Consider the following 16,937-nt stretch of genomic DNA (forward strand, 5'->3'; position numbering starts at 1 on the left):
TACATTGCGCTACCGCCAGTTTTTGAGGGTATGCCACGAGAAGGATATCAGGACAAGCTCGAATCTCTGCGGGAGGACGTCCTCTACATGAGCGAAGTCGTCCTCGAACGGCTCCGCATGGGCCTCGACGCCCTCGAAACCAAAGACGACGACCTCGCCTGGGAGGTCATCGAGGGCGACGACGAGGTCAACCAGCTGTACCTCGACCTCGAACAGGACTGCATCGACCTGCTCGCCCTCCAGCAGCCCGTCGCCTCCGACCTCCGCTTCATCGCCGCCTCGTTCAAGATCATCACCGACCTCGAACGCATCGCCGACCTGGCCACCAACCTCGGCGACTACACCCACGAGGCCGAGCGCGACCTGTACCCCGACGTCGACATCCAGGAGATCGGGACCCTCGTCATCGAGATGGTCGAGGCCTCCATGGACGCCTACGACACCGAGGACCCCGACGCCTGCCTCGCCATCGCCGACCAGGACGACGCCGTCGACGAGCGCTGCGAGGCCGCCTCCGAGACCATCGTCCGCGACCTCATCGAGCGCGAGGTCGACGAGGACACCGGCGAGGAGGAGGTCGAACAGCTCATGGGCGACGTCTCCCGACTCCTCCTCACCGTCCGCGACCTCGAACGCGTCGGCGACCACGCCGTCAACATCGCCGCCCGCACCCTCTACATGGTCGAGAACGACGACGCGCTGATCTACTGAGACCATCTTTTTCGCCGGGGGGTCGCCTACGGCGACCCCCCAGCCAAAAACATGGGTGAAAAAGGCCGCATCTCGGCCTTCGGCCTCGATGCGGTGAACCGCCTCGCTTCGCTCGGCGGATGCTCAGTACAGACGAACTACGTACCAGTGAATTGGAAATCGGTTCTGCCACAGTCGGGGCAAGAATCGACTCGTCGTGGAGCAGGTTTAGCAGTTCCGTCACCAAGGAGAACAAATTCGCAGTTCTGACAGACGATATAATCAGGCAATGGTATCTGTTCTCACTCGGGTTTCTGCTCTCTCGCAGGATCGTCATTGCCCGCTTCTGGCGGCTGGACAATTATGATACCGTAACTGTGGACGGTTACCGTACAGTCGTTAAAGGTGAACCTGACGTGAACGTCGTTGTTTGACGATCCATGTATCGCCGGTTGAACTACCGTCTCAAGTGTCTCGGGGTCACAGACAGAATAGAGGGGCGGTAACTCCATCGGTTCCGTCTCGGAAACGACCGCGACAGTCGAGACGACTGCCATACTTACCGAGTCATCGCTATCGAATGAGAAACGGTAGGTATCTGATTCAGGATTATATTCGATAGCGTCTCTTTTTCTCGTTGCGGTCCAGTCACCGCCCGTGGTGTTCGGGGCCGGAGGTGGCCCTTGGAGGAATGAATTGGACACCACCGGTTCTAGCTCGGTGAGACACTTACACCTTACACCTATATTTGTAAGTGTCATTTTCATACACAACCTGCTTTTATGTTCTCACTTACTGCTCGGCACCACCAGAAGACGAGTCGTACAGTGTGATTGCTGCATCGCCACAGGGACACTCCGCCAGTCCAACCAAACAGAATGATCCGTCGGAGTTTATCTTGGCCACGTAGATCGATCCGCAGGTATCGGATCTGGCCACCGTTCGGGTGATGTGACCGTCACTCTGTTCTGCCATCTGTTTTATCGCTCTAATTCACCGCTGTTGGTGTTAGAACAGGGATTGAAGCGGCTGATCCACACTACAGTTCCATCGGCGCTACGAGCGAGGGATCAGCATCAAGAATAGCAGACAGAGTCGGCTTCACCTGATCGAATTGTTCAGTCGGTTCCACGAGTTCGCGCTCTGGATCATAGTCGATGAGCCCTCTTGAAGCCAACTTCGGGAGGTGGACATGATATAACGAGAGCCGAATCTCTGTGAGTACGTCCTCCGACGCCTCTGTAACTGGCGTCTGATGATTGTACTTGAGCACGGCCTTCGTCAGGTCGTTGAGTGTCAATGACCGCTGCTCTTCTGCGAGCGTCCCAAGTACGATTCGACGGTGCTGGTGTTGACACAGGTCAAGTAGTGAATCGAAGGCGGTGGAATTCTCACTCATTATCCTAATATAGACGCCTGACGGCAATCAGGCTGACTTTTTTACACACAAACCTGTTTTAAGTGCCCACTCAGGATCGGGTTGTAAGGGCGGAGAGCGTGCTCCCGAGGACGTGCTTGATCCCTCCTCGGAGGCGGGAGCCGACGGCCTGCTGTGTGATGTCGAGTTCCTCGCCGAGGGCTTCCAAGGTGACCTCGCGGGGGGATTCGAAGTACCCGCGCTCGTAGGCGAGCACCAATGCCTCTTGCTGAGTGTCAGTGAGGACGGCTTCGGTCGCCGTCTCCATCGGCGTCAGTGCGTGCAACTCCGTCAGTGTGAGTTGGATGTCCAACTCTCGACACCGTCGTTGAAAGTCTGCGACATCGCTTCGATCATCACCGCGTATCTCGAACGTCCACTGTTGATTGGTACCAGTGGCCCCGATCAGTGGCACCTCTGTCTCCGCCAGTGTGGTGAGCACGTCGTCGTATTCCAGCGACCACTCGACGCGTAACAGATACTCATCCTCGACAGAGTCCACTAGCTGAATCTCCTCCACACCCGGATGCCCGTTGAACGCGCTCTCGATGTCGTCTACTTTGGTTCCCCGCACCCAAAAGTAGGGGATTACCACGTCCCGCGCGGGGATAATTCGCTCCAGTTCGACCGTCACGCTCGGCAGTTGGTGGAAGACTGTCCCTAAGGGGAACTGGTCTGACGGAACCGTGAACGTCGCCTCAGTAGCCATTGTTTGTACCGTTGGCTTCCAGCGGTAAAGGTCTGTAACTGCTCGGACCGTGCTCATGATGCCACTGTGCCTGCACGCATACTCTCACGGCCCAAGAATTGGCTCTTGGTGCATCTCGACCCACACGATGAGATCACCGATACGGTATCTGAAGCCGTTACCAGTACCTTCTGTACGCAACACCAAAACCGAGAAGATTGAGTGACGACACGCGGTTTGTATTCAGATGATTCCCGAAGAGCTATGCAGTTGGTAAATTCCATGACGTTCAATACGCAGACCTACTGAACGGAGACTCCACTTCACGCTAGGACACACCAAACTCGAAGACTCAAGTCAGTGATCGACACGCGAACTCCCAGACCGATCGACGCGACGGAACGAAAGTTCCTGATTATCGCGATTCGCCGCTCTCCAGTCCGTTGTCGGTGATCCTGAACTGCACCTTCTCGCCGGCGGGCTTCGCGCGGTGTTTCTCCAGGGTCGCCCGGCGGTTGCCGCCGCGGAAGCGGTCGACGCGGACGATGGTCGCCGACCAGTGGTTGAGCGTGTGCCCGCCGAGGGCGCGCGCCTGGTCGGAGTCGAGGTCGGTGAACACCTGGTTGGTGAAGGCGACGGCGATGTCGTGTTTCCGGGCCAGCGAGAGCAGATGGGCGAGCTGTCGGCCGACCGCGCGCAGCGCTTCGCCCTCCTCCTGTTCGGTGCGCTGGAGGCGGTAGAACCCGGTCGCGCTGTCGACCGCGATGAAGTCGACGGCGTCGACGAACTCCTCGACGTCGCGGACGGCCTCCTCCTGCTCCTCGAAGGTGTAGGCCTCGGTGATGATGAGCCGCGAGGCCACGTCGTCGACGTCGCGATCCGGGCCGCCGGCGAGTTGCTCCATGCGGTCGACCGAGAGGCCCTCGGTGTCGACGATCAGCGCGGAGTCGCCGGCTGCGGCCAGTTCGACGGCCGCCGAGAGGACGATGTTCGTCTTGCCGGCGGCCGGCGGGCCGTAGACCTGTGTGACCGCGCCGCGCTCGAACCCGCCGCCGAGCAGGTCGTCGATGGCCTCGCAACCGGTCGAAATGCGCTCGCTCACGTCTCCGCGTTCGGCGCCACCGGACAAAAACGCTCGCACTCCGCTCGACGCGGCACGTCGGCCTCGTCGGAACAGTCGAACACTTAGGTACCAGCGCCGTCAAGTGCGGGCGTGATAGTCGTCGCGACCGCGGACTTCGAAGTCTACCACGGCGTCGTCAACGAGCTTCGCGACCGGGGAGTGACGTTCACGACCATCGAACTCGACGACGACCTGCCCGAACGGACGACTGTCGTCGTCACCGCGCCCAACGAGTCCCGACCGGTCCCCGACGGCGTGCCGGTGGTACGCGCCGATCCCGACGACCCGCGACGGGCCGTCGACGAGGTGGTCGCGATCCTCCGCGGCGGGAGCGGCCGCACCGTCGTCGGCGTCGACCCCGGGGAACGACCGGGTATCGCCGTCTTCTCCGGCGAGATGATCGTCGCGACGTTCCACGTCCCGCTGGTCGACGCCGCCGACGTCGTCCGCGAGGAGGTCGCAGACGCCGTCGACCCGCTCGTGCGGATCGGCGACGGCGCTCGCCTCCAGGGCGCGAAGATCATCGACGACCTCGAAGACGTCCCGGTCGAACTCGTCGACGAGACGGGGACGACGCCGTATCTCGGCACCGGCGCCCGCGGGATGGGGGACGTGCTCGCCGCCGTCAACATCGCGCGACTGGAGGGCGAGCGCGTCGAGTCCCGGACGATCGAACCCACGGCGGGCGAGCTCCAGCGGATCAAGGACCGCTCACGCGAACAGAGCGACACCAACCGCGCCATCGACGAGACCCTCGCCCGCCGCGTGGCACTGGGAGAGCTGACGATGGACGAGGCGCTGGCCGAACACCGCGGGACCGACGACTGAGCGTCGACAACGACGACCGACCCGTGAGAACGACGATGGACGGGTGGCTTACTCGTCGGGCCGCTCGTCTCGCTGCGAGCGGAGCGCCGGCGCGACGGCCGACGGCTCGAACCCGACGAGGGACTCGAATCGCTCGGAGGACAGGGAGGTGTCGGGGGCGACGTCCATCTCCGGTGGAATCTCGTCGCGCTCGATGGGAGCGGGGTCGTGGCCGAGCGCGCGCATCGCCTCGCAGTGGAACTCGTAGACGCTAACGCGCGGCGCGGGCGCGTGGAGCACGCCCGTCGCCTCCTCCCCGACCAGCGTTCGGATGGTCTCGGCGAGTTCCGTCACGAGGACGGGGCTCTTGTACATGTCCGTGAAGTAGGCGATCGGTTCGCCGCGTTCCAGGTGCTCGCGCGTCCGCGCCAGGCGATGGTCGAGTCGCCCCCGCGAGAAACCGAATAGGTAGCTCGACCGGAGCGCGACGACGTCGTCGCAGTGCTCGTCGAAGGCGTCCTCGAACGTCGCGAGCCGACGGCCGTACTGGTCGCGGGGTGAGCGCGGATCCGATTCGGCGTACCGGCGGTCAGTGCCGTCGAACACCGCCGCGCTGGAGACGTAGACGACGCGTCGCCCCGCGCAGTCGGCCGCGAATCGCTCCGCCCGCTCGTCGAACGGGTCGTCCACGTCCGCCTCCCCGGTGTCGGCGTCGCCGCCGTACTCGTTGGCGGCGGCGTAGACGACGGCGTCCACGTCGTGCGCTTCGAGGATCGGGCTCACGTCGTCGGTCCAGAAGTCGAACTGGACGCTCGCCATCGGGGCCGGCGAGGAGCAGTACGTCCCGACGACGCGGTAGCCGTCTTCGTGCAGTCGTTCGGCTACCGACCGGCCGAGGTAGCCGCTCGCGCCGACGACGAGGACGGTCTCGGTCATTCGTTCGCGACCGCCTCGGCTCGACGGACGACCTCTCTGACCGGGAGTCCCGTCTCACGTGCGACCGCCGCCGCGTCGTCGTACTCCGCGCTCACGTCGAAGACGGTGCCGTCGTCGTCCATTCCCACCTTCACGGCGACTCCGTAGGTGCCCCCGTCGACGTCGATATCCACCGTCCGCATCTCCCGGTCCGCGATCCAGCGGTGGCCGGCCCCGTGCTCGCGGACCCCCAGAGTTCCCGTCTCCTCGGCGAGTCGGCGCGCCACCCGCTGGGCGTCCTCGGGCTTGACGACGACCTTCACGAGGTGGCCCGGCCGCGACTTCTTCATCGTCGCCGGGATGACCGACACGTCCCTCGCGCCGGCGTCGGCGAGTGTCTCCTGCAAGCCGCCGAGGACCTCCGGCGTCGCGTCGTCGAGGTTCGTCTCCAAGACGGTGATAGCGTCCCGCGAGAGCCCACCCGCTCCCGCGCCGACGACGGCGCGGAGGACGTTCGGGTGCCGGTCGAAGTCGTACCCGCCCGCCCCGTACCCCGAGGCGGTCACCTCCAGGTTCGGCAGTTCCGCGACGCCCTCGGCGAAGTGAGCGAGCAGCGCCGCCCCCGTCGGCGTGAGCAGTTCCGCCTCCACGGGGCCGCCCCGGATCGACCAGTCGGCCCGCTCGGCGAGTTCGACCACCGCTGGCGCGGGGACGGGGTAGGTGCCGTGACTCATCGACACCTCGCCGCCGCCGGTCGAAAGGGGTGTCGTCACCACGCGCTCGACGTCGAGGTCGTCAAGCAGTAGCGAGACGCCGACCACGTCCGCGATGGCGTCGTCCGCGCCGACCTCGTGGAAGTGCGTCTCCGTCAGATCGGTCCCGTGGACGCTCGCCTCCGCTTCGCCGAGCAACTCGAAGACCGCCAGCGCGTCCCGCTCGACGGACTCGGGCAACTCCATGGACTCGACGAGTTCGACGACCTCCGCGTAGGTGCGGTGGGGGCCAGCGCCCTCGGCGTGACCGTGCTGCTGACCGTCGTCGTGGGCGTCGTGAGTGCCGTGACGGTGGCCGTCGCCGCCGTGGTCGTGATGATCGTGGTCGCTGTGACCGTGGTCGCTGTGACCGTGGTCGTCGCAGTGACTGCCGTGGTCGTCGTGGCTGTGTCCGCTCTCGTCGTCGTCCGCTTCTCGGTGACACACGTCGACGGCCGTGGCAGCGATGCCGTTTTTCGTGACCGACCGGACGTCGTAGCGGACGGGGAGGAGCGCTTCGACGGGGTCCAGTGCAGCGGGATCGGCGCCGGCCGCGACGAGCGCGCCCAGCAACATATCGCCGCTGGCGCCCATTCGGCCGTCGAACGCGAGCGTTCGCATATCTCAACACGCGCCCGGAGGCGGGAAAAACTGTCCGGTCACGATCACCCCGGGGAGTCGACTGATTCTGCGTGAGGCGACTCCCCACGGGCAGCCGGGTCTCGAAAATCGCGTGGAGGCGTTCCGATCGACGCCCGGACCGAGTCGGGCGATCAGTCGCCAGCGATCCGACGAAACCACCGGGAGCAAAAAGCATATCCGCGGTGGTACCCGAGTGAGACACACTCCCACTCGACTATGAACGAAGTGCAACTAGAAGTGGCGAAAGCGTACCCGAACGACTCGGGGCGCGGCATCGCCCGGCTGGACCCCGACACGCTCCTACACCTCAAGCTCTCTCCCGGAGACATCATCGAGATCGAGGGCAGCGAGGTGACGGCGGCGAAGGTGTGGCGCGCGGACCGGCAGGACTGGAACACCGACACCGTCCGCATCGACGGATTCACGCGCCAGAACGCCGACGTGGGGATCGGCGAGCGCGTCGAGATCCGCAAGGCGGAGGCCGAGAAGGCCGACAAGCTCGTCCTCGCGCCTCCGGAAGAGGCATCGGTCCAGTTCGGCTCCGACGCCGCAGGTATGGTGAAACGACAGATCCTCAAGCGGCCGGTCGTCGAGCGCGACATCGTCCCGGTGATGTCCTCGACGAACCACCCCTTCATGCGCTCGCCCGGCCAGGCGATCCCACTGATCGCCGTCGAGACCGAGCCGGAGGGCGTCTGCCTCATCACGGAGGACACCGAGGTCGAACTCCGCGAGGAACCCATCAGCGGGTTCGAGAAGACCGGCGGTGGGATCACCTACGAGGACATCGGCGGCCTGCAAAACGAGATCCAGCGGGTCCGCGAGATGGTGGAACTGCCGATGAAGCACCCCCAGATCTTCAAGAAGCTCGGCATCGAGCCGCCCCAGGGGGTCCTGCTCCACGGCCCGCCCGGCACGGGGAAGACCCTGCTCGCCAAGGCCGTGGCCAACGAGACCTCTGCCAGTTTCTTCTCTATCGCTGGTCCGGAGATCATCTCGAAGTACTACGGGGAGTCCGAGCAGCAACTCAGGGAGATATTCGAGGACGCCAGCGAGGAAGCCCCCTCTATCATCTTCATCGACGAACTCGACTCCATCGCACCGAAGCGCGAGGACGTGACCGGCGAGGTCGAGCGCCGCGTCGTCGCGCAGCTGCTGACGATGATGGACGGCCTCGAATCCCGGGGCCAGGTCATCGTCATCGCCGCGACCAACCGTGTCGACAGCGTCGACCCTGCCCTGCGCCGCCCGGGCCGGTTCGACCGCGAGATCGAAATCGGCGTCCCCGACGAGGTCGGCCGCGAGGAGATCCTCCAGATACACACCCGCGGGATGCCCCTCTCGGACGACGTGACCCTCGGTCGCCTCGCCGACGAGACCCACGGCTTCGTCGGCGCCGACATCGAGAGCCTCACGAAAGAGGCCGCGATGAAGGCCCTGCGGCGGTACCTCCCCGAGATCGACTTAGACGAGGAGGACATCCCGCCGAGCCTCATCGACCGGATGATCATCAAGCGCGAGGACTTCCGCGGCGCGCTCAATGAGGTGAGTCCCAGCGCCATGCGCGAGGTCCTCGTCGAGTTACCGAAGGTCTCCTGGGACGACGTCGGCGGCCTCGAAGAGGCCAAGGGGAAGGTCCAGGAGTCCGTCGAGTGGCCGCTGAACAAGCCCGAGAAGTTCCAGCGGATGGGCATCGACCCGCCGTCTGGCGTCCTGCTCTACGGCCCGCCGGGCACCGGGAAGACGCTGATGGCCAAAGCGGTCGCCAACGAGACCGACGCCAACTTCATCTCGGTGAGGGGGCCGCAGCTCCTCTCGAAGTGGGTCGGCGAATCGGAGAAGGCCATCCGCCAGACGTTCCGCAAGGCGAAGCAGGTCGCCCCGACGGTGATCTTCTTCGACGAACTCGACTCGCTGGCGCCCGGCCGCGGCGGCGACGTCGGCAGTAACGTCTCCGAGCGCGTCGTCAACCAGCTCCTGACGGAGCTCGACGGGCTGGAGGACATGGAGGACGTGATGGTCATCGGCGCGACCAACCGTCCGGACATGATCGACCCGGCGCTCATCCGCTCGGGCCGGTTCGACAGACTGGTGATGATCGGCGAGCCAGACACCGACGGCCGCGAGCAGATCCTCCGCATCCACACGGAGGATCAGCCGCTCAGCCCCGACGTGAGCCTCCGCGAACTCGCGGAGATCACCGAGGGCTTCGTCGGCTCGGACCTGGAATCGATCGGCCGCGAGGCCGCCATCGAGGCGCTTCGCGAGGACGACGAGGCCGAGATCGTCGAGATGCGCCACTTCCGCCAGGCCATGGAGAACGTCCGGCCGACCATCACCGACGACATCCGCGACTACTACGAGCAGATGGAAGAGGAGTTCAAGAGCGGCGGCAACCGGGGGCAGCAGCGCCGCTCCGGTGGCCGCATCGGCTTCCAGTAGGGCTCGCACCTCTCACTTCGAGCGAACTCTGCTATCGCTGCGACGACTCACGGGCTTCTCGACGCAAAAACGGGTGAAAACTCCGTGAACCTGTCATCGGAGATTAGCTGAGGGTTCTTGGCTGTGCATCTCTAACCGTCTGCATGTCTCTGACTGCAATCGAATCGGGGCCCGCATCTGCACAGTGGTTGCACGGATTGTGGGAGTACTACCGTGAGTACACGCAAACCGCAATTCATGCGGCTGCAGCGGCAGCGCTCACCGCATTCGGATTGCTCGTATTCGTCGACCCGCTCTTCGTGGTGCTGGCGATCGCCTCGTACCTCGGTCCGCCGATCGTCCTCTATAGTCTCGATGCTGACGCTGGGAAGACTGCAGACTCGTCGAATCGAACCACTGCCCGGGCCGATTCGAGGGCGAACACTGAGAGCGATTTCGATACTGACTCGGATAGCGACGACGGGGACAGCGACGCGGATGGTGGGAACGGAGACGCCGATGCGGACGCTGACGGTGTGGACGCTGACGCTGATGGATAGCCGCTCTGTCCGATTTCCGACCGCGACGAATACAGGGCGCCCGTGATCCCGAACGCCGCCCAAGCGATAAGTCGTCGGGAGACACATTACTCGAACGGAATGACTGACGTCGCCCTCGTCAAACAGCCCGTGAAACCGGACAAGGTCGACCGACTGAAAGAGTGGATGGCCGAAGTCCGCGACCGAAGTGACGAGGTCGTCGAGACGCTCCGGGACGAGGGGATGAAAACAGAGTCGGCGTTCCTCGAACGCACCGACGACGGCCCGCATCTGGTGTACTACATGGAGGCCGAAGACATCGAGCGAGTCTGGGACCAGTTCGAGGACTCCGACCACGACATCGACGAGGAGCATAAAGAGGTCATGCGCGAAGTGCTCGAAGACGGGCAGGACGTGGGCGAGTACGAACTACTGTATCACGTCACGAATCCCGACCGGTGACCGGCCGGCGTTTATGTAGTTCTCGTCACAACGGGTAATAGTAAGAGGAGTTCTGCGATGTACTACGATTCGTCAGCGACGCCTGCGCCGCCCAAACCGACGGTCGAACGATCGCCGACTGATCCGCTGGGGCGCTCGCTCCTTTAAGTAGTTCTCGTCACAACGGGTTATAGTAAGAGGAGTTTTCCGGGGTCACGTTTCGAGCAGCTACCGCTGGGTTCGGGTCGCGGCCACAGACATGACCGGGCGGCTCCCGACTGTGGCCGCCAACGACAGGGGGCGCTTGCTCGCGACAGGCCTTTAAGTAGTTCTCGTCACAACGGGTTATAGTAAGAGGAGTTCTGCGGCGTAGTTCGATTCCGAGCGGCGCGTCCGTCGTGACTCGGTCGGGTCCCGTGGCCGTCCACCGCGTTGGCCCAGTCGGTTTTTAAGTAGTTCTCGTCACAACGGGTTACAGTAAGAGGAGTCGTGCGGTTCTGCGGTCAGTTTCGACGGTCAGCCGGTGCTTTCTATAGTCCAGAGGGCGAAGCCCGACGAGATGAACGGGGGACGTGACGCGGCCGACGACGGGCTCCGGGCCCGGAGCGAGCCGGTCGATCCGCGAGCGGAACGGGAGGTGAGCACCCGTCCGGGAGACGGTTCACTCGGGCGAGTCGAGGCTGTCAAAGACGAGTCGTTCCGTCGGTGGGACGTGACGACGCCGAGCGCGACGCTCATCGGCCGGCCGGAACACCCCGACGAGGACGTGAGCGAGAATCTCCGGCGACTCCACGACGAGCAACACCCGGCGATGGCGGGCCACGGCGAGCGGATGCACCGGCTGGAGAAAGCCCGCATCACCCACGCTTTCTGCAACAGGCTCGGCCTGACGCCGTGGGAGCGCGACCGCGCGCTGGGTATCGTGACGGATCTGGACCTGACGGTCTTCGGGAGCCAACGGGCCATCCCGAAGGTCGCGCTGGTCGTCATCCAGCACGTCGTCGACGACGAGCGCCAGCGCATCCTGGGCCTGCACGACCGGGAGTGGATCGCCGAGCAACCGCCGGAGTCGCTCGCCGACCTCCACGAGCGCTTCGACTCGATCAAGGACGACCCGAGCTACCGGACGCTGCTCGATCTGGTCGGGCTGGACGTGACCAGCGTCAACCGGCTCCACCGGACGCTGCAGACCCAGCTCGACGAACAGGACCTCCGCGGGGCCGTCTTCGGCCGTGAACCCCACAGGGACCCCAGTCTCCCCTCGTTCCGGGACCGGGAGCCGACGGAGGTCCCGGGACCGAGCGGGAGCGACGCAGCCGAATAGCGACCGACATCGCTCGGTCCCGCCGTTCGACATGCTTCGATCGGTCCGCCCGCCAACCTCTTCCGCCTCGGCGTGCTACTCTGACCCACGGTCCACATGCCAACAACTATCGAAATCGACGACGACCTCGCCGAACGCATCGAGGGTCACCTGGAGGAAGACGAAACGATGGCCGAGTTCGTCGAGGAACTGGTCAACGTCTACGAGACGGAGGGCGCGTTCCTTCAGGAAGGCTACTCCGAGTAACGCTGCGGCGCCGTTCCGGGCGAGGGAGCCGCCGACGTATCGAACGTCGAGAAGGGCTACGGAGCGGTTGCCCCGCCGATAGCGCGGCCGGTTCGGCCGGTTACAGTTCGCCGAGCTTGCGGAGGAGCTGCCCGCGGTACTCCTCGTCGGCCTGGACGTCTTTGAGTTCGAGGACGTTGCGTTCGAGCTTGTCGAGCGCGACGCCGAACGCGGAGTCGGCGCCGTAGCCCTCGCCGGACCCGGCGGCCTGGCCCTTGTTGGTGCGCAGGCGGATCTGACAGCGGATCAGGGGCGTGCCGCGGAGCTTCTCCTTGTGCTCGTGGAAGCGGACGTGGCAGTGCTGGACCTGCATCTTCTGATACTTGTCCGCGACCCGCTCGATGCGCTGGCGGATGTCCTCCCGGCTGATCGCGTCGAGGAGTTTGATGTTGGTGATCTGCACGTCCATGTGCTCCTCCTCGGTGAACGTCAGCGCGCGCAGCACGTCGGTCTTGGTGATGATGCCCGCGACGACGCCGTCGTCGCCCTCGGGCGTGACGACGAGGCCGGCGTAGTCGTTGTCGAGCATGCGTTCGACGGCGTTGCGGACGGACTCGTCGACGCTCGTGGTCGCGACAGGGCTGTTCATCTCGTCGTACACCGGCAGGTCGAGCACGCGCTCGATGTCGCCGGCGCGCTCGCCGCGCGTCGCCTTATCCATGTCGCGGACGACGATGTCGACGATGTCGTGGCGGGTGACCATCCCGGTGAGCTGCCCATCCTCGTCGAGCACGGGGAGCCGAGAGATGCCGTGCTCGCGGAGGAGATTGATCGCCTGTCCGACGTTCGTGTCCTCCCGGACGGTGACCACGTCGTCGGTGTAGATGTCCGCGACGTCGAGGGCGTCGAGGTTCTCGAGCACGGCGCGGAGGATCGCGTCCTCCGTGACGATCCCCCAGAGGTTCCCTGCTTCGAACACGGGGGCCACTTTGGTTCCGCCCTCGACGAGGACGCGGGCGACCTCACGCACGTCGTCGGTGCGCTCGACCTTGGGCGCCGACTGCATCATCGCGCTCGCCTTCGTCTTGTCTTCGATGTGAGACTGCACCAACTGCTTCTGCGTGATGATACCGGCGTACTCGTCGTCGTCGGTGACGATCAGGCCCTTGGGGTTGTCGCGTTCGAACAGCGAACGGACCTTGCCCAGGCGCTCGTCGACGTCGACGGCCACGTACTCGCCGGTAGCGATATCAGCAATATCCATCTGGATCTCCCATTTCAGAGGATTCCACGCCGAAGATAATCAATCTTGGCGAAGGATCTCACAGATCGAGACCGATCTGCCAGCGTTCGCCCCGCGACCGAGGCCACCGTCGGCCCCGACGGTCCGACCGAGCACGTCCCATGGAGCGCCTCGCTCCCGCACCCCCTCCACCCGAAGCCGCGAGCGTCGGCGCAGTAAGGGGGATCATACCGCCCCGTTCGCCCCCACTTCTCTCGTATCACCGCCGACGAACGCGCTACCGCCACCTCCGGCACCGACGGACTTCGACAGTAGTCGAATAATACTACGACTTTAATCGAAACCATCGATTTGCCGGAAAGTCGAAAGTCGATCGGTTAAGAAATTAACGAACGTTCAACGAAACCCCCGTTCGAGTGGTGTGACAAACACAAACATGAATAATACGGGAAAATCAGCAGAAGTTTTTTCATCCATGGGTGCGCCTGTAGGAGTACGATGACGGGGACACAGACGCCGCGGATCGAACTCTACGTCCGGTCGCTGCTCCCGGACGGCGCCCACGAGCGACAGGAAGCGGTCATCGAACGCCTGCAGGAACTCGACGCCGAGGACGAGATCGAGGACTTCTCGGTCATCGTCTGGGGCAAGCAGATCGCTCGCGAGTCCGCCGGCGCGCGGACCGAAGAGGGCGAGTACATCCTCAACCGCGTCGCCGAGTTCAAGCAGTGGGCCCTCTCGAACAACGTCTCGCTCGAGTCGTTCTACCAGCGCCAGACCGTCGAGAACGACGTCACCGACGAGCCCTACACGGCCATGGTCCTGCCCGTGATGGGGCTGGCCGAGTACGACGGCGAGGAACTGCGCCACGTCGCCCCCTGCACCGAGGGCGAGGAGGTCCACACCATCATGGACCGCCTCGACCGTCTGGAGCGCGGCCAGCCGGCCGCCATCGAGCAGTCCGACGACGTCTCGATCCTCTCCGACTGACCCCCGTCTCCATCTCCGTCTCCCGTCTCTCACCGCTCGTCGATCTCTCCGTTCGTTTCCAGCCGGGAGTGAGGGCGCCGTCTCGACCCTGCGACAGCAAGGCCGGAGTCCATTACGCGAGCGCGCCTCCACCCGGTAGCAATGGCAACCCGGAACGCCGGAACCTTCAGCAAGCTCAGTATCGTCTCGACACTCGTCGACGCCGCAGTGGCCTTCGCCCGTGGCCGCCGCAAGAGCGGTCTCCTGCTCGTCGTCGCCGCGGCGCTGTCCTCGCGAATCCCGGGACTCGGGACGCTCACGTCGGTCGCGCTCCGGATCGCCCGGCGCCTCCGGTAAGCGACGGGCCCGCGCTCAGCAGACCACGACAGAGACGTACACTCGGCCGTCGGGGCCCGCGTGGACGTCGACGCCGACGAGTCCGTTGGCAGTCTCGTAGAAGTTCTCCGCGTCGCTCTCGTACCCGTCGACCAGCGCCCCCGCGAGCGCGTCCGCGGAGTCGAGCGCCGGATCCCCCTCCCCGAACGACCGCCGAAACTGGACGAGGGAACCGACCTCGGCGCCGCAGGCGCCGTCGAGCTCCTCCCGGAGTCGCTCGTCGCTGGGGGCGGTTCCCTCGCCGGCGAGTTCGCGTACCCGGCCCTGATTCGCGAGCCGCGCGGTGTCGTCCAGACTCTCGTGGCGCTCGTACTCGGCGAGCTCCGCGTCCGTCCGCCGGTCGTTCAGTTCCGCGACGAACGCGGCCTCCGTGTCACTCAGGTCCACGCCCGCGAACGACTCGGCGTTCCCGGGCACGTCGTCGCCCATTCCTGGGAGCGTTATCACGCCGAGCAGGCCGAGGACCAGCACCATCCCGGCCACGGCGGCGACCGCCAGACCGGCGACGTAGCGGGCGCTCAACAGGTCGACGTACGACGTGCCGCCGAGCTCGTCGGCGTAGTCGCTCTCGTCGGGGATCCGCCGCTCTAGCTGGGCGTTTCCACAGCGGCTACACGGCGGCGAGTTCTTCTGGTGGACGCGTCCGCACTCCGGACAGACCCACACCGGCTCGCGCTCGTGGTCGGGGTCCTCCGGCGCCACCGGCACGACCGCCTTCTCGAACTTGTGGTGGCCGCAGTTGTCGCAGGGCGGATCGTTCCGGTCGTGGGGCTTGTCGCACCACGCGCAGCGCCACTTCGCCGACCGCGGCGACGGGCCGCCGGAACCGTCTCCGCCGCCGGCCGGGCCGTCCGCGTCCGTTCCGTCGCCGTCACTCATCGCTCACAGGCGAACGGGCACGTCGCGGTCGTCCAGATATCGCTTCACTTCGTCGATGGAGTGCTCGTCGAAGTGGAATATCGAGGCCGCGAGCGCCGCGTCGGCGCCGGCATCGGTGAACACCTCGTAGGCGTCCTCGGGGCCGCCACAGCCCGACGAGGCGATGACCGGCGTCGAGACAGCGTCACAGACCGCCTTCGTCAGCGGGATGTCGTAGCCGTCTTTCGTCCCGTCGGCGTCGATGGAGTTGACGAACAGCTCCCCCGCACCGCGTTCCTCGGCCTCTATCGACCACTCGACGACGTCGAGGTCGGTTCCCTCGCGACCGCCCTTGACGGTGCACTCGAACCAGCAGGACTCACCGTCGACGTCGACGTAGTGCTCGCCCTGTTCGTCGAAGCGGCGCTTCGCGTCGACGCTGATGACGATACATTGGTTGCCGAACGAGCGGGCGCCTTCGGTGATCAGTTCGGGGTTCGCGATGGCGCCGGAGTTTATCGATACCTTGTCCGCGCCCGCGCGGAGCGTCTCCTTGACATCCTCGCGGGTCCGGATCCCGCCGCCCACCGTCAGCGGGATGAACACCTCGTCGGCGACCTGCGAGACGGTGTCGAGCATGGTCTCGCGGCCCTCCGCGGAGGCGGTAATGTCGAGGAAGACGAACTCGTCGGCGCCGGCCTCGTTGTACTTCCTGGCCATCTCCACCGGGTCGCCCGTGTACGCCAGGTCCTCGAAGTTCACCCCGGTGTAGACCGCCGCGTTCCCCTCGTCGTCGAGGTCGACGTCGATACAGGGAATGATCCGCTTCGTCAGAGCCATCTATATCGGCTCTCGGGGGCCGAGCGGCAAAAGGTATCCGCTCTCCCCCGGCGCTCGATGGCCTGGGCCCCAACGTGAGCGTACCGCCGCTCGCACGCCGGTACCCGGAGTATACTTTTCCGCCCGCTGGCCGACCACCGGACGGATGCACCGCGCACTCGCCGCCCTCGTCGCCGGCGCCGTCGCGACGATGGTCATGTCGGCGGCGCTCGCGATCTTCGAGGTCCAGACGCGGTACGCCATCGGGATCTTTCAGGCCATCGCCCGGTTCGTCCGGATGCCGGACAGCGTCTTCCTCGGCTTCGTCGTCTACGCCCTCGTCGGGACCGTCGCCTGGCCGCTGCTGTTCGTGAGTCTGAAGCCCTACGTCCCGCTGGATCTCGACCCCGCGGTCGCCGGCATGCTGTTCGCCCTACCGCTGTGGATCGCCTTCGCCATCGTCGGTCGCGGCGACGTCACCGGCGCTATCGTCGTCCTCTTCGTCGGGTTCACGCTGCTCGCGCACCTCGCCTACGGGTTCGTCCTCGGCGCGGTGTACGCGAGCCTTGCCGACGAACACGCGTAAGGTTACGATACGGCGACCGGAGGCGGCGAGTAGGCTCGCCTGACCGTCCAGTGCCCGACGTATACTTTTCCCTCGGCTTTCG

At 65.0% G+C, this 16,937-nt stretch carries 19 protein-coding genes; 10 read left to right on the forward strand and 9 right to left on the reverse strand.

Annotated elements, in window-relative coordinates:
* Positions 1-30 precede the first annotated feature (30 nt).
* Complete coding sequence (gene phoU, locus ACMGFH_RS03335; RefSeq protein ID WP_415381353.1) at positions 31-711, forward strand: phosphate signaling complex protein PhoU; 681 nt, start codon at positions 31-33, stop codon at positions 709-711.
* Between the two features lie 281 nt (positions 712-992).
* Here phoU and ACMGFH_RS03340 read toward each other — a convergent pair whose 3' ends face one another.
* The 4 genes from ACMGFH_RS03340 to radB all read right to left on the reverse strand — a co-directional run bounded on the left by ACMGFH_RS03340 (position 993) and on the right by radB (position 3,924).
* Complete coding sequence (locus ACMGFH_RS03340) at positions 993-1,394, reverse strand: HalOD1 output domain-containing protein (RefSeq protein ID WP_415381354.1); 402 nt, start codon at positions 1,392-1,394, stop codon at positions 993-995.
* 335 nt (positions 1,395-1,729) lie between these two features.
* Positions 1,730-2,089, reverse strand: coding sequence for a hypothetical protein (locus tag ACMGFH_RS03345; protein WP_415381355.1), 360 nt, complete (start codon positions 2,087-2,089; stop codon positions 1,730-1,732).
* Positions 2,090-2,159: 70 nt separating this feature from the next.
* The gene (locus ACMGFH_RS03350) at positions 2,160-2,816 is read right to left on the reverse strand and encodes a bacterio-opsin activator domain-containing protein (protein WP_415381356.1); all 657 of its coding nucleotides are present in this window, start codon (positions 2,814-2,816) and stop codon (positions 2,160-2,162) included.
* A 394-nt stretch (positions 2,817-3,210) separates the two neighbouring features.
* Positions 3,211-3,924: a DNA repair and recombination protein RadB gene (gene radB / locus ACMGFH_RS03355; protein WP_415381357.1), complete on the reverse strand. Its 714-nt coding sequence runs from the start codon at positions 3,922-3,924 to the stop codon at positions 3,211-3,213.
* An 84-nt stretch (positions 3,925-4,008) separates the two neighbouring features.
* Here radB and ACMGFH_RS03360 point away from each other — a divergent pair, with 84 nt between their 5' ends.
* On the forward strand, positions 4,009-4,746 hold the full coding sequence (locus ACMGFH_RS03360) for a hypothetical protein (RefSeq protein WP_415381358.1): 738 nt from the start codon (positions 4,009-4,011) through the stop codon (positions 4,744-4,746).
* A gap of 48 nt (positions 4,747-4,794) precedes the next feature.
* On the opposite strand, the gene ACMGFH_RS03365 is transcribed toward ACMGFH_RS03360, so the two are convergent.
* The gene (locus ACMGFH_RS03365; protein WP_415381359.1) at positions 4,795-5,661 is read right to left on the reverse strand and encodes an SDR family oxidoreductase; all 867 of its coding nucleotides are present in this window, start codon (positions 5,659-5,661) and stop codon (positions 4,795-4,797) included.
* The gene (gene larC, locus ACMGFH_RS03370; protein ID WP_415381360.1) at positions 5,658-7,013 is read right to left on the reverse strand and encodes a nickel pincer cofactor biosynthesis protein LarC; all 1,356 of its coding nucleotides are present in this window, start codon (positions 7,011-7,013) and stop codon (positions 5,658-5,660) included. Before larC ends, ACMGFH_RS03365 begins: the two co-directional genes overlap by 4 nt.
* A 237-nt stretch (positions 7,014-7,250) precedes the next feature.
* On the opposite strand from larC, the gene ACMGFH_RS03375 reads away from it, so the two are divergent.
* The 5 genes from ACMGFH_RS03375 (at position 7,251) to ACMGFH_RS03395 (ending at position 12,005) form a co-directional block, all read left to right on the forward strand.
* Positions 7,251-9,476 carry a CDC48 family AAA ATPase gene (locus ACMGFH_RS03375; RefSeq protein WP_415381361.1) on the forward strand — a complete coding sequence of 742 codons (2,226 nt, stop codon included), beginning with the start codon at positions 7,251-7,253 and terminating at the stop codon, positions 9,474-9,476.
* Between the two features lie 143 nt (positions 9,477-9,619).
* A complete protein-coding gene (locus ACMGFH_RS03380; protein ID WP_415381362.1) occupies positions 9,620-10,015 on the forward strand; it encodes a hypothetical protein in 396 nt (131 codons plus the stop codon).
* Positions 10,016-10,114: 99 nt separating this feature from the next.
* Complete coding sequence (locus ACMGFH_RS03385; RefSeq protein WP_415381363.1) at positions 10,115-10,456, forward strand: DUF6176 family protein; 342 nt, start codon at positions 10,115-10,117, stop codon at positions 10,454-10,456.
* A 538-nt stretch (positions 10,457-10,994) separates the two neighbouring features.
* Positions 10,995-11,759 carry a DNA-directed RNA polymerase subunit epsilon gene (locus tag ACMGFH_RS03390; protein ID WP_415381364.1) on the forward strand — a complete coding sequence of 255 codons (765 nt, stop codon included), beginning with the start codon at positions 10,995-10,997 and terminating at the stop codon, positions 11,757-11,759.
* A 96-nt stretch (positions 11,760-11,855) separates the two neighbouring features.
* A complete protein-coding gene (locus ACMGFH_RS03395; RefSeq protein WP_415381365.1) occupies positions 11,856-12,005 on the forward strand; it encodes a hypothetical protein in 150 nt (49 codons plus the stop codon).
* Between the two features lie 100 nt (positions 12,006-12,105).
* On the opposite strand, the gene ACMGFH_RS03400 is transcribed toward ACMGFH_RS03395, so the two are convergent.
* Positions 12,106-13,248, reverse strand: a complete 1,143-nt coding sequence (locus ACMGFH_RS03400; RefSeq protein ID WP_415381366.1) for a CBS domain-containing protein — start codon at positions 13,246-13,248, stop codon at positions 12,106-12,108.
* Between the two features lie 477 nt (positions 13,249-13,725).
* Here ACMGFH_RS03400 and ACMGFH_RS03405 point away from each other — a divergent pair, with 477 nt between their 5' ends.
* Positions 13,726-14,217 (forward strand): HTH domain-containing protein, encoded by a 492-nt coding sequence (locus ACMGFH_RS03405; protein ID WP_415381367.1) that lies wholly within the window; start codon positions 13,726-13,728, stop codon positions 14,215-14,217.
* A gap of 141 nt (positions 14,218-14,358) precedes the next feature.
* Positions 14,359-14,553, forward strand: coding sequence for a hypothetical protein (locus ACMGFH_RS03410; protein WP_274324744.1), 195 nt, complete (start codon positions 14,359-14,361; stop codon positions 14,551-14,553).
* 15 nt (positions 14,554-14,568) lie between these two features.
* Here ACMGFH_RS03410 and ACMGFH_RS03415 read toward each other — a convergent pair whose 3' ends face one another.
* Both ACMGFH_RS03415 and hisF read right to left on the reverse strand, forming a co-directional pair.
* Positions 14,569-15,471 carry a hypothetical protein gene (locus ACMGFH_RS03415; protein WP_415381368.1) on the reverse strand — a complete coding sequence of 301 codons (903 nt, stop codon included), beginning with the start codon at positions 15,469-15,471 and terminating at the stop codon, positions 14,569-14,571.
* A gap of 3 nt (positions 15,472-15,474) precedes the next feature.
* Positions 15,475-16,290, reverse strand: coding sequence for an imidazole glycerol phosphate synthase subunit HisF (hisF, locus tag ACMGFH_RS03420; RefSeq protein WP_415381369.1), 816 nt, complete (start codon positions 16,288-16,290; stop codon positions 15,475-15,477).
* 145 nt (positions 16,291-16,435) lie between these two features.
* Here hisF and ACMGFH_RS03425 point away from each other — a divergent pair, with 145 nt between their 5' ends.
* A complete protein-coding gene (locus ACMGFH_RS03425; RefSeq protein ID WP_415381370.1) occupies positions 16,436-16,855 on the forward strand; it encodes a DUF6789 family protein in 420 nt (139 codons plus the stop codon).
* Positions 16,856-16,937: the final 82 nt, after the last annotated feature.

The organism is Halosimplex rarum (assembly GCF_047715405.1).
In the GTDB taxonomy this organism is placed as follows: Archaea; Halobacteriota; Halobacteria; order Halobacteriales; family Haloarculaceae; genus Halosimplex; species Halosimplex rarum.